Here is a 12702-nt window from a genome sequence, read left to right on the forward strand (position 1 = left end):
TTTGAATATTTTCGCACTCGTTACATGAGAATCATTTTCGCTGGTACCCCGCCATTTGCCGCTCCTGCTCTTCAATCCCTGCTCAATGCCGGACATGAAGTCGCATTGGTGTTGACTCAACCTGACCGTCCGGCCGGCCGTGGCATGAGAACTGCCTCAAGCGTAATCAAATTGCTGGCGCAGGAATACAAACTTGCCCTGTTGCAGCCACATTCGCTCAAACAGCCCGAGCTGCACGGACAACTGGACGCCGCCGGTGCGGATATTATGGTCGTCGCCGCTTATGGAATAATCCTGCCTTCCGCGATTTTAAGCATACCAAGGCTTGGCTGCCTTAACGTTCATGCTTCCTTGCTGCCGCGCTGGCGAGGCGCGGCGCCTATTCAGAGGGCGATATTGGCAGGTGACCGGGAAACCGGAATCACGATCATGCAAATGGATCGAGGCCTCGATACCGGCGCCATGCTATTGCAGAAAAGCATTCCCATCGAACAGGATGACAGCGCCCAAACTCTGCACGACAAACTTGCGCTGCTGGGAGCGCAGTGCATTGTGGAAGCACTGGCATTTTTGCAACAGGGAAAACTTCATGCAATTCCCCAGGATGAAACCGCCGCCACCTATGCATCGAAACCGGAAAAATACGAAGCTGAAATTGACTGGCGGCTGGATGCGGAAAATATCAACCGTACAGTGCGCGCTTTCAATCCTCGTCCTGGGGCGCATTCCCGGATAGCTGGAGCACCAATGAAAATATGGCAGGCAAGCACGGGGACGGATTCGGCTGGAAAACCGGGAGAAATCGTTGCGGTAACGCGCCACGGCATTGTGGTTGCATGCGGTGAGGGTTCGCTCGTACTGGAAATCGTACAGAAATCCGGCGGAAAAAAATTGAGCGCAGCAGAATTTCTTTCAGGGCATCCATTGCGGCCAGGCGATCGCTTTGAACGCCGCGAATGATCAAGATTCAGCGTTTGGCTGCCGCAACGGTGGTAAAGGTGCTGGGGGGCGCAAGCCTGACTGCGGTATTGCAGGAAACGTGGCGCGCCCATTCCGATCTCTCGGGGCAACAGCGCGGCGCAATTCAGGACCTGAGCTATGGCGTACTGCGCTTTTATGGCCAACTCGATGCCTTGCTTGGCTTCTTGCTGAACAAGCCGCTGAAGGACCAGGACCTGCGTAGTTTATTATTGGTCGGTTTATATCAGCTGGAATACAGTAAGGCGGCGCCCCATGCCGTGGTGAACAGTGCCGTGTCCGCTTCTCGCAGCCTCGGCGGCAGCAAGAACAAGCAGGACGTGGGTAGCCTGGTCAACGCCGTCCTGCGCAGCTTCATGCGTAAACGTGCGACACTGCTTGAGCAGGCAGCCGAAAGCGAGGTAGGACGTTACTCGCACCCGCAATGGTGGATAGATAGACTTCGCCTGCAATATCCCGAGAACTACGAGGCAGTATTGGAGGCGGGCAACAAGCGGCCGCCCATGACGCTGCGAGTCAACCGGCGCAGGATAGGGGTTGAGGAATATCTGAGCCTTCTAAGCCAGGCTGGCATGGAGGCAAAACTGTCAGAAAATGGCGTGCTTACTGACGCGGTTGCGCTGGCACAACCCCTGGCTGTGGAAAAACTGCCTGGATTCGCGGAGGGTCTGGTATCGGTTCAGGATGAAGGCGCCCAGATGGCAGCGCCATTACTGGATGCGCGCAGCGGCATGCGTGTTCTGGACGCGTGCGCCGCTCCAGGAGGAAAAAGTGCACATTTGCTGGAATTGGCCGAGGTAGAGTTAACCGCCATAGACAATGACATCGCGCGAGTAGCGCGCATAAAACAGAATTTTTCCCGGCTGGGCCTTGAAGCATATCGCGTCATTCATGGCGACGCATCGGAGCCGGCAGCATGGTGGGACGGAAGACAATTCGATCGCATTCTGGCGGATGTTCCCTGCTCTGCTTCTGGCGTGACGCGCCGTCATCCGGATATAAAATGGCTGAGGCGGGAAAGCGACCTTCCCCGATTTGTCGCGAAACAGCGGGAGATCCTTGACGTCCTTTGGCAGATCCTCGCCAGAGGTGGTAAATTGCTCTACGTCACCTGTTCTGTATTTGCCGAGGAAAACGGACTGCAGGTGGAAAACTTTTTGCGCCGTCATGCGGACGCTCGTCTTCTGCCTCTTTCCCTGGTTGACATAACCGACGGGCAACTACTGCCGAATTCCCATCATGACGGTTTTTTTTATGCTCTGTTTCACAAAGCCTGAGTCCATCGTACGGTTATTGCGCGCCGGCATGATAACGCTGCTGACCGTCCTGGTGTCGCCGATGGCCACAGCACAGGCGGAAGGGGGCATACAGATAACGTCCATAAAGCTGGAAGCGGCGGACGACGGTTATCAGTTTGATGCCGATTTCGAGATAACGCTCAACCACAAACTGGAATACGCACTCGAGAAAGGTATCGTGCTTTATTTCGTAACCGAACTCAACCTGATGAATTCGCGCTGGTATTGGCTGGACGAGAGAATTGCTCATAGCAGAGTGCGGGAAGGGCTGAGTTATTACGCCCTGACTCGCCAATACCGGTTGAGCCGTGGCGCGTTGTCGCAGAACTTTGGCACGCTGAAGGAAGCGTTGCAGGCTCTGAGCCGGGTACGCAATCGTCCCATTATCGCGAGTTCCGAGGTAAAGCAGAACACTGAATATACTGTCGAATTACGCATGCGGCTCGATATTGCCGCATTGCCTAAACCGTTCCAGGTCGAGACGCTGGGCGGGTCGAAGGAGTGGGACCTTAGCTCCGGCATATTGAGATGGAATACGATATTGCCGCCACAGAGACATTCGGGCAGCAACACGCCGTGAAGTACGTAATTATCATCAGCGCGGGGCTAGGCGCAGTCATGCTGTTCCTGCTTGCCACAGCGGGGGCCGATACAGGGCTTTTCGACCGGAAATACCGGCTTTTGATCCGGCTCAACGTCGGCTTCGTATTGTTTCTGATGGCCGTGGTGGGATACCTGCTATGGAGACTCAGGCGCAGGCTTAACGCCGGGGTATTTGGATCCCGGCTGGCGTTGCGCCTGTTGCTGATCTTTTCGCTCATGGCCGTTCTCCCCGGTGCGCTGGTATATGGCATATCGGTGCAATTCCTGGGTAAGAGCATCGAATCATGGTTCGACGTCAAGGTGGACCGGGCGCTCGAGGGGGGCTTGAATCTGGGACGCAACATCCTCGACAATCTCGTGGAGGATCTTCACAATAAAGCGCGGACTACCGCGCTTACCCTGTCCGAGCAATCGGAGCCGCCGCTGCTGACACTGAGCCGGCTCGTAAAGCAATCACAGATACAGGAAGCCACACTGTTCGATTACGACGGTAGCGTAGCCGTGTTCTCGCGCGCGGATGATACCGCGCCCGTTCCCCAAGCGTTAAGCACCGCGCTCATGCATCAGTTAAAGACGGAAGAATCGTACCGGGCGGTGGAATCCATTCCCGGCAAGGGCTTGTATTTAAAGGTGCTGATGCCGATTCAAGCGGCAGAAGGGGCAAATGATAGCCAAGTCTTGCAGTTGTTGCAGCCAGTACCGAAACAACTTGCCGAAGATGCGGAAATAGTGCAGGGCGCGTTTCGGGATTATCAGGAATTGCTGCTATCACGCGAAGGCTTGAAAAGCCTTTACGGCGTGACGCTCACACTGGCACTGCTGCTCTCGCTTTTTTCCGCTCTGGCTGCGGCATTTCTGATCAGCGAACGGCTGAGTGCGCCTTTGGGCATGCTGGCAGAAGGGACCCGTGCTGTCGCGCAAGGCGACTTTAGCAGGCGCCATCCGGTGCAAAGCCGGGATGAGCTGGGAGTACTGACCGAATCCTTTAATCTGATGACTCATCAACTGGAAGAAGCCCGCACGATGGCACAACGCCATCAGCAGGAAGTGGAAAGCGCCAGAGCCTACCTGGAAAACGTACTGGCCAACCTTTCCTCAGGCGTCCTGGTATTTGATGAAAATCTACGAATGCGTACCGGGAATCTGAGTGCAGAACAAATTCTGAAGGTTCCACTGTCCGGTCTCCAGGGCCTGACAATTGAAGAATGCGCAATGCGCCAACCTCAACTGGACTCTTTCAAAACCGAGATTCTCGAGGGGTTTCATTCGGGAAAAAAGGGTGAGTGGCAGTGTCAGCTGGAGCGATCGAGAGATGGGGCCAACCAGGTATTGCTGCTGCGCGGGACACGTCTCCCCGATGAGTCGGGCGGGGGCGGTGTCGTGGTATTTGATGACATAACCAATCTGTTGCAGGCTCAGCGTACCGCCGCATGGGGAGAGGTGGCGCGCCGCCTGGCCCATGAAATCAAGAATCCCCTGACCCCGATACAGCTTTCCGCCGAACGCGTGCAGCACAAGCTTGCGGATAAGCTGGGCCGGGACGATGCGCAAATCTTGAGGCGGTCCACTGAGACAATCGTCAACCAGGTGGAAGCGCTCAAAAAAATGGTTAACGAATTCAGCGAATATGCCCGCGCACCCGAGCTGGAGTTTCATCTCCTGGACTTTAATGGCCTGGTTCGGGAAATTCTTGCATTATATGAAGCCGCAGGCTCTGCAACGCCAGGAAATCCGCAACCACGAATTTATTTGACGCTGGCTCCCGACCTCCCGGCGGTGAGAGGTGATTCAGCGCGGCTGCGCCAGGTTATACATAACCTGCTGCAGAACGCACAGGATACGTTGATAGGAGTGGCGGAACCGGCCATCATGGTCCGAACCGAACCCGCGCCGGGCGGAATACGATTTAGCGTAAGCGATAACGGTGGCGGCTTTTCCGAGCAGGTCCGGGCGAGGGTGTTCGAGCCTTATGTGACCACTAAATCAAAAGGTACAGGACTGGGGCTGCCCATTGTCAAAAAAATAATTGAAGAACACCGCGGCATGATACAAATCGAAAATATTCAGCCGCGGGGCGCCCGAATTTCAATAACCCTGCCTGCCACCAGGAAAAACAGTGTAGACGCATACCGGACAGCCATGTAATGAATCAATCTGAGCGGCCAGCGGCTACTCATAACATAATACCGTGATGACTCCAGATCGAGATATCGAACCGGAATCGCGGCACGCAGCGTCCTTGATAATTTTTTTGCGAGGCTATGCCGGGGCTGCGTTAGATAAAGCAATCTTATACCTCGTAAGCGTGACTCCTGAATTATGAGTAACAATACAATACTTATTGTGGATGATGAAATCGGCATACGCGAATTATTGTCCGAGATCTTGCGTGACGAAGGCTACGGCGTAGCGCTTGCAGAGAATGCAGGGCAAGCCCGCACCTGGCGCAAGCAAACGCGGCCCGATCTGGTATTGCTGGATATCTGGATGCCCGATACTGACGGAATCACCCTGCTGAAAGAATGGGCCAGCGGGGGGCTGCTCACCATGCCGGTAGTGATGATGTCCGGGCATGGCACCATCGACACGGCTGTGGAAGCGACACGCATGGGCGCGGCCGGCTACCTGGAGAAACCGGTACCACTGCAAAAACTGTTGACTACGGTCGGCCGCGCGCTCCGTGGGGGGCAACTCAAACCGCACATGACGCTTCCGCTTTCCAGCCTGGGACGGGGATCGGTAATTGAAGATCTGAAAAAAAGGCTGGAACAGGTAGCCAATCTGAGAACGCCGCTATTACTCACAAGCGAACCGGGAACGGGAGTAGATCTTTGCGCCCGTTTCTTGCACCGACCGAACACGCCCTGGGTAGAACCCGATACACTCGCCTCTCTGGCGAATGCTCCGTTTGATTTGCTTGAACAGGCAAAAGGCGGTTTGCTGTTTCTCAAGGAGATCGGGGATCTCAATAGATTGGCGCAAAAAGGGTTGCTCCTGCTATTGGGCAAACTGGAAAAATACAGCGTCCGGCTCGTTTGCGTTACGTCGACCCCCTTGGCTGCACTGGCGGCCCAGGGAGTCTATGATCCCAGGTTGTACGAGCTTTTAAGCGGCCTCTGCATCAACGTTCCCGCATTAAGGGAACACCGGGAGGATATTCCCGAACTCGCAGCCCAGATACTCTCGCGCTACGTTGAATCGGGCGAGGTTCCCTTGCGTCAGTTCAATACCGCTGCGCTCAATTGCCTGCGCAACCATGACTGGCCTGGTAATCTCGCCCAACTCACGGGCGTTGTGCACTCCCTTGCGTTGACTTGTGCCGGGGATGAGATATCTGTCGATGATGTGAAGCAGATACTTGCGTCCTCATCCTCCGCACCGGCCGTGGCTGGTATCCCGCTCAACATGCCATTGCGTGAAGCACGCGATATGTTCGAGAAAGTCTATTTTGAACAGCTTATCGATCAGGAAAACGGCAATATGACGCGGGTGGCCGAGCGGGCCGGACTGGAGCGTACCCATCTTTACCGAAAGCTCAAGCTGCTGAGCATCAAGCTGCGGAACAATTGAGAAGCTTCGAATAGATCCGCTTTTGCAACTGCGAGATGAATTGCCGCATCCGCAGAGGCTAATATAATCGGCTGACTCTCCGTCACGGAAGTTCAAGCATTCAAACGGAGACAACTTGGAATTTGCCATGTTGTCTGACTTCGTATCTTAAGCGATAATAATGGCTTTGCCGATCCCGCACCGCTACCCGGGTTAGGGAGCGGTGTTTTTCTGTGCCACACATATATCATATCCGTTGAGTAAGGGAGTCCATGTTCATGGGAACATTTAGAGATTTTGATGCGCCGGTATTCAAGAACCTGACCAGCGCCATCCGTGCGCTAGCCATGGATGCTGTGCAAAAAGCCAATTCGGGTCATCCGGGCATGCCCATGGGTATGGCGGAAATCGCCGAGGTATTATGGATTCATCACTTGCGCCACAACCCTGCAAACCCGCAGTGGGCTGACCGGGACCGTTTCGTGTTGTCCAACGGGCATGGCTCGATGCTGATATATGCCTTGCTGCACCTCACCGGGTACGACCTGCCCATGGAGGAAATCAAGCGCTTCCGCCAGCTTCACTCCAAGACTCCCGGACACCCGGAGTATGGCTATACGCCCGGAGTGGAAACCACCACCGGACCTCTGGGGCAGGGAATCACCAATGCGGTAGGCATGGCGCTCGCGGAAAAAATACTCGCCGCCGATTTCAACCGCCCCGGTTTTGACATCGTCAACCACCACACTTACGTATTTCTGGGCGACGGCTGTTTAATGGAAGGAATTTCGCATGAAGCCTGCTCGCTGGCGGGTACGCTGGGGTTGGGCAAGCTGATCTGTTTTTACGACGACAACAACATTTCGATAGACGGCCACGTCGAGGGCTGGTTTACGGATGATACGCCCAAGCGCTTTGAAGCCTATGGCTGGCATGTGGTGCCAAATGTCAACGGTCATGATCCGGTTGCCATAGAGGCGGCTATCAACGCAGCCAAGCAGGCCAACGGCAAACCCTCGATGATATGCTGCAAAACGGTGATCGGCATGGGTTCGCCCAACAAAGCCAATACTCACGAGGTTCACGGCGCTGCGCTGGGCGATGCGGAAATAGCCGCTGCCCGCCCGCATATCGGCTGGAATCACCTGCCGTTCGAAATTCCCGAAGACGTTTATGCGACATGGGATGGCCGCGAGAAAGGCAAGAGACTGGAGGATGAGTGGGATCACAAGTTTGCGGAGTATGCCGGCAAATACCCCGCCGAGGCTGCCGAGTTCACGCGTCGCATGTCGGGCGAACTGCCTGCTGGCTGGGGCGAGCACGTGGACGGGTTGATCGCGCGCGTGAACGCGAAGGAAGAAACCATCGCTACCCGCAAGGCATCGCAGAACGCCATCGAGGGACTGGCACCCCAATTGCCGGAACTCGTGGGAGGCTCGGCGGATCTGGCCGGATCCAATCTTACGCTCTGGTCGGGCTCGAAGGCCGTCAGCGGTGAGACCGGAGGCAACTACGTTTATTACGGCGTGCGGGAATTTGGCATGAGCGCGATGATGAACGGGCTATCGCTGCACGGGGGTATCATTCCATACGGCGCGACTTTCCTCATGTTCTCCGAATATGCCCGTAATGCCTTGCGCATGGCGGCCCTGATGAAAATTCGCAATCTGTTTGTTTTCACCCACGATTCCATCGGGCTGGGTGAAGATGGTCCGACACACCAGCCGGTGGAGCAAACGGCCACGCTTCGTTATATTCCCAACATGAACGTGTGGCGGCCATGCGATACGGTCGAGTCGACCGTCGCCTGGGCGCGGGCAATTGAACGCACGGATGGCCCATCCACGCTCATTTTCAGCCGCCAGAACCTGCCTTTCCAGAAACGTGATGCGGAAACCATCAAGCAGATTGACAAAGGCGGGTATATTTTATCTGAAGCGGCAGGCGGCAAACCTCGGGCAATCATTATCGCGACCGGCTCTGAAGTCGGATTGGCGATGATGGCGCAGAAGGCGCTGGCGGAAACGGATACTCACGTGCGCGTGGTGTCCATGCCTTGCACGAACGTATTCGACCGCCAGGATCCGGATTATAGGGATAGCGTATTGCCGAAGGGTATAGGGCGGGTGGCAGTGGAGGCAGGCGTCACTGATTTCTGGCGGAAATATGTGGGGCTCGAAGGCGCAGTGATCGGCATTGATACATTTGGCGAATCCGCACCGGCGGGCGAACTCTTCAAGCACTTCGGCTTCACCGTGGAAAATGTGGTAAAGGCGGTGAATAGCGTTATTTAAATTCAGATAAGTTGTGATACGCAACGCGTCGGGACGCACGAGTTCCTGCGCCTGGGCTTTTTTTTATCCAAGGAGTATTAAAAAATGACAATCAAAGTCGGTATCAATGGATTTGGCCGTATTGGGCGGATGGTATTCCGGTCGGCAGTGCAGAACTTTCCGGACATTGAAGTTGTGGCCATCAATGATCTGCTTGAGCCTGACTACCTGGCTTATATGCTGCAGCACGATTCCGTCCATGGCCGTTTCAAGGGCGACGTCTCGATCGAGGACAGCACGCTTGTTGTCAACGGCAAGAAGATCCGCCTCACCGCAATCAAGGATCCGGCCGAGCTGAAGTGGGGCGAAGTTGGCGCCGAGGTCGTCATCGAATCTACCGGCCTTTTCCTTACCAAGGAGACCTGCCAGAAACATATTGCCGCGGGCGCCAGGAAAGTAATCATGTCGGCCCCATCCAAAGACGATACGCCCATGTTCGTATTTGGCGTGAACGATGGCACATATGATGGGGAGGCCATCATTTCCAACGCTTCATGTACCACCAACTGTCTCGCCCCTGTTGCGAAAGTATTGAACGATACCTGGGGTATTAAGCGGGGCCTTATGACCACGGTACACGCGGCGACGGCCACCCAGAAAACCGTCGATGGCCCCTCGAACAAGGATTGGCGCGGTGGGCGCGGTATCCTCGAAAACATCATTCCGTCCTCGACCGGGGCCGCCAAAGCCGTTGGCAAGGTTATCCCGGAACTGAACACGAAGCTCACCGGCATGGCTTTCCGCGTGCCGACTTCTGACGTTTCGGTGGTCGATCTTACCGTTGAACTGGAGAAGGACGCGACCTACGAAGATATCTGCGCCGCCATGAAGAAGGCATCCGAGGGATCGATGAAAGGTGTGCTGGGCTATACGGATCAAAAAGTTGTTTCCACGGATTTTCGCGGCGAAAGCGCCACCTCGATCTTCGATGCGGAAGCGGGAATGGCGCTGGATGGCAATTTCATAAAAGTCGTTTCCTGGTACGACAACGAGTGGGGTTACTCCAGCAAGATTCTGGAGATGGTTCGCGTTATCGCCGACAAGTAACAAAAAGGGATGCACCGCAGGGGAGAGGGACGAAATGCCGGTTTCTTTCCCCTCACCTCCCATCTTTCCCTTCAATTCATCATAAGGAACCGCACCGGACTTCCTTATGCTTTAAAACTTGGAGTTTTTCGTGTCTGTCATTAAAGTCACCGACCTTGATCTTAAAGGTAAGCGCGTATTCATCCGCGCCGATCTCAACGTACCAGTGAAGGACGGCAAGGTTACATCCGATGCCCGCATAAGCGCCTCCATGGCCACCATCAATCACTGCCTGGAACAAGGCGCCAGGGTGATGGTGACATCCCATCTGGGCCGTCCCGAGGAAGGCGTGTGGTCCGAGGAAAATTCGCTCAGGCCGGTGGCCGACAATATTTCGGAGCGGCTGGGAAAACCCGTGCGCCTGATCAAGGATTGGGTGGAGAATGGCTTTGAAGTTGCTGAAGGCGAGCTGGTCGTGCTGGAAAATTGCCGCATCAACAAGGGCGAAAAAAAGAATGCGGATGAGACCGCAAAAAAGTATGCCGCGCTGTGCGACGTGTTTGTTATGGACGCCTTCGGCACAGCCCATCGCGCCCAGGCTTCAACCTACGGTATTGCAAAATACGCTCCGGTTGCCTGTGCAGGGATTCTGCTGACGGAAGAATTGGACGCACTTACCAAAGCCCTGCTGGATCCGGCGCGGCCTATGGTAGCGATAGTAGGCGGCTCCAAGGTCTCCACAAAACTGACCGTACTGGAGTCCTTGTCGGAAAAAGTAGATCAGCTCGTGGTTGGCGGCGGCATCGCCAATACTTTTCTGAAGGCTACCGGAAAGAATGTCGGGAAATCCTTATGCGAAGACGACCTGATCCCTACGGCAAAAATGCTGATGGATAAAATGGCAAAACGCCATGCCTCCATCCCTGTTGCAACAGATGTCGTGGTGGGAAAGAAATTCGACGCGAATGAACCGGCGGTAACCAAGGATGCGGGTGCGGTTGGCGATGACGAGATGATTTTCGACATCGGTCCCAAGAGCGCACAAGAGTTGGCGGACATCATCATGAATGCGGGTACGGTGGTCTGGAATGGGCCTGTTGGCGTGTTTGAGTTTGACCAGTTTGGCGCAGGCACCAGGACCATCGCCATGGCCATCGCCAATACCAAAGCCTTTACCCTGGCTGGTGGCGGAGACACCATCGCCGCGATCCAGAAATACGATATTTATGACGAGGTATCCTATATTTCCACAGCCGGAGGCGCTTTTCTTGAGTTTCTGGAAGGAAAGAAGCTGCCTGCTGTGGAAATACTTGAACAGCGAGCACGCTGACGAGATGGGCCGACTCTTCAGTATGAGCATCTTGTACGCCCCTTACCTTACCCAAAGATGATCCGAAGAACAAAAATTGTAGCAACACTTGGCCCCGCATCCAGAGACCCCAAGGTACTGGAGCGAATGATTAATGCCGGGGTGGATGTAATACGTGTCAATTTTTCTCACGGCACGAGAGAGGAGCATATCGAATGCGCTGAACTAACTCGCTCGCTTGCGCGTGCCGCCGGCCATGCCGTGGGTGTTCTGGCGGATCTGCAGGGACCAAAAATTCGGATTGGCAAGTTTGAGAAAGGTAATATTCTGCTCAAAACCGGGGACCGGTTCATACTTGACGCCGAATGTGATCTGGGCGATCAGGAACGGGTAGGACTTGATTACAAGGAACTGCCAAATGACGTGGAAACGGGCTCGACCCTTATCCTGGACGACGGCCGCATCGTGCTCGGGGTTTCAGAAGTCAAGGGACGCAAGGTGTATTGCGTGGTTGAGCAGGGGGGGGTGCTATCCAACAACAAGGGCATCAACCGTAAGGGCGGGGGACTGAGCGCGCCTGCATTGACCAGTAAGGACGTGGAAGATATCAGGACTGCCGCAGCGCTTAAAGCAGACTACCTCGCGGTATCATTCCCACGATCCGGCGATGATATGCGATGGGCGCGGGACGTGATGCGGGAGGCGGGCGGCAAAAGCCTTTTGATGGCAAAAATCGAGCGATCCGAGGCTATTTTGGCGCTGGACGACATTTTGCAGGCCTCTGACGCCATCATGGTGGCGCGTGGCGATCTCGCAGTGGAGGTGGGCGACGCGGTGGTGCCTGCATTGCAGAAGCGGATGATCCGCACCGCGCGCGCCAACAATAAATTGGTGGTAACCGCCACCCAGATGATGGAATCCATGGTCAGCAGTCCCATTCCTACTCGCGCGGAGGTATCCGATGTGGCTAACGCGGTGCTGGATGGCACTGATGCGGTCATGCTGTCGGCGGAATCCGCCACTGGCCAGTACCCGGTCGAAGCTGTTGCCGCCATGGCCAGAGTCTGTCTTGAGGCTGAAAAGGAATATCTCGTGGCCAGTGAACTCCGGCGGATTCAGGGCGGTTTGCCGGACACCATAGAGGAAGCGATTGCGCGCGCGACCATGTTTACGGCAGGCGGATTGAAGATACGCGCGATCGCCGCCCTCACGCAAAGCGGCAGAACGGTATTGCTGATGTCGCGGCGAAGTTCCAACGTACCTATTTTTGCATTAAGCCCGCAAGAGGATACGCGACGCAAAATGACTTTGTTTCGCGGAGTGTATCCGGTGAGATTCGGCGGGGGTTCGAATGATCCCGAGATCATTCTGAATCACGCCGAAAACGAATTGCTCAAGCGCGGCGCCGTGCGTAACGGTGATCTGATCATCATGACCATCGGCGAACCGGTGGGTAAAGCCGGTGGCACCAATACGATGAAAATCGTCAAGGTAGGAGAATACCGGAAGCACGAACGGAAGCCTGAATCCTGAGGGAACCCGCAGGAGGATGGGGTTCTGTTTTCAGCTTTCAGAACCTTCCAGGCCTTCACAGCAGCGGTTCGCT

Annotated in this window: 9 protein-coding genes; all 9 read left to right on the plus strand. The window is 55.3% G+C overall.

The window, feature by feature from the left end; translation table 11 throughout:
* The first annotated feature begins 24 nt into the window (after window positions 1-24).
* The 9 genes from fmt to pyk all read left to right on the plus strand — a co-directional run bounded on the left by fmt (window position 25) and on the right by pyk (window position 12629).
* Window positions 25-960 (plus strand): methionyl-tRNA formyltransferase, encoded by a 936-nt coding sequence (gene fmt, locus BMZ14_RS07135; RefSeq protein ID WP_074796163.1) that lies wholly within the window; start codon window positions 25-27, stop codon window positions 958-960.
* Window positions 957-2255, plus strand: a complete 1299-nt coding sequence (rsmB, locus tag BMZ14_RS07140) for a 16S rRNA (cytosine(967)-C(5))-methyltransferase RsmB (RefSeq protein WP_074796165.1) — start codon at window positions 957-959, stop codon at window positions 2253-2255. The genes fmt and rsmB overlap by 4 nt, the downstream gene beginning before the upstream one ends.
* The gene (locus BMZ14_RS07145; RefSeq protein ID WP_083396700.1) at window positions 2233-2856 is read left to right on the plus strand and encodes a DUF4390 domain-containing protein; all 624 of its coding nucleotides are present in this window, start codon (window positions 2233-2235) and stop codon (window positions 2854-2856) included. Before rsmB ends, BMZ14_RS07145 begins: the two co-directional genes overlap by 23 nt.
* Window positions 2805-5024 carry a sensor histidine kinase gene (locus tag BMZ14_RS07150; protein ID WP_256208458.1) on the plus strand — a complete coding sequence of 740 codons (2220 nt, stop codon included), beginning with the start codon at window positions 2805-2807 and terminating at the stop codon, window positions 5022-5024. Before BMZ14_RS07145 ends, BMZ14_RS07150 begins: the two co-directional genes overlap by 52 nt.
* 174 nt (window positions 5025-5198) lie before the next feature.
* Window positions 5199-6449, plus strand: coding sequence for a sigma-54-dependent transcriptional regulator (locus tag BMZ14_RS07155; protein WP_074796167.1), 1251 nt, complete (start codon window positions 5199-5201; stop codon window positions 6447-6449).
* A gap of 257 nt (window positions 6450-6706) precedes the next feature.
* Window positions 6707-8722: a transketolase gene (gene tkt / locus BMZ14_RS07160; protein WP_074796556.1), complete on the plus strand. Its 2016-nt coding sequence runs from the start codon at window positions 6707-6709 to the stop codon at window positions 8720-8722.
* 84 nt (window positions 8723-8806) lie between these two features.
* On the plus strand, window positions 8807-9808 hold the full coding sequence (gene gap, locus BMZ14_RS07165) for a type I glyceraldehyde-3-phosphate dehydrogenase (RefSeq protein WP_074796169.1): 1002 nt from the start codon (window positions 8807-8809) through the stop codon (window positions 9806-9808).
* A gap of 130 nt (window positions 9809-9938) precedes the next feature.
* Entirely contained in the window at window positions 9939-11117 is a 1179-nt protein-coding gene (locus BMZ14_RS07170) for a phosphoglycerate kinase (protein ID WP_074796170.1), read from the plus strand.
* A gap of 57 nt (window positions 11118-11174) precedes the next feature.
* Complete coding sequence (pyk, locus tag BMZ14_RS07175; RefSeq protein WP_074796171.1) at window positions 11175-12629, plus strand: pyruvate kinase; 1455 nt, start codon at window positions 11175-11177, stop codon at window positions 12627-12629.
* The last annotated feature ends 73 nt before the right edge of the window (window positions 12630-12702 follow it).

Source organism: Nitrosospira briensis, from assembly GCF_900115125.1.
GTDB classification, from domain to species: domain Bacteria; phylum Pseudomonadota; class Gammaproteobacteria; order Burkholderiales; family Nitrosomonadaceae; genus Nitrosospira; species Nitrosospira briensis_A.

Excerpts from the sequence above, each read along its gene's own strand:
- fmt (WP_074796163.1), top strand. The coding sequence starts at position 25 with ATGAGAATCATTTTCGCTGGTACCCCGCCATTTGCCGCTCCTGCTCTT.
- rsmB (WP_074796165.1), top strand. The coding sequence starts at position 957 with ATGATCAAGATTCAGCGTTTGGCTGCCGCAACGGTGGTAAAGGTGCTG.
- BMZ14_RS07145 (WP_083396700.1), top strand. The coding sequence starts at position 2,233 with ATGCTCTGTTTCACAAAGCCTGAGTCCATCGTACGGTTATTGCGCGCC.
- BMZ14_RS07150 (WP_256208458.1), top strand. The coding sequence starts at position 2,805 with ATGGAATACGATATTGCCGCCACAGAGACATTCGGGCAGCAACACGCC.
- BMZ14_RS07155 (WP_074796167.1), top strand. The coding sequence starts at position 5,199 with ATGAGTAACAATACAATACTTATTGTGGATGATGAAATCGGCATACGC.
- tkt (WP_074796556.1), top strand. The coding sequence starts at position 6,707 with ATGGGAACATTTAGAGATTTTGATGCGCCGGTATTCAAGAACCTGACC.
- gap (WP_074796169.1), top strand. The coding sequence starts at position 8,807 with ATGACAATCAAAGTCGGTATCAATGGATTTGGCCGTATTGGGCGGATG.
- pyk (WP_074796171.1), top strand. The coding sequence starts at position 11,175 with ATGATCCGAAGAACAAAAATTGTAGCAACACTTGGCCCCGCATCCAGA.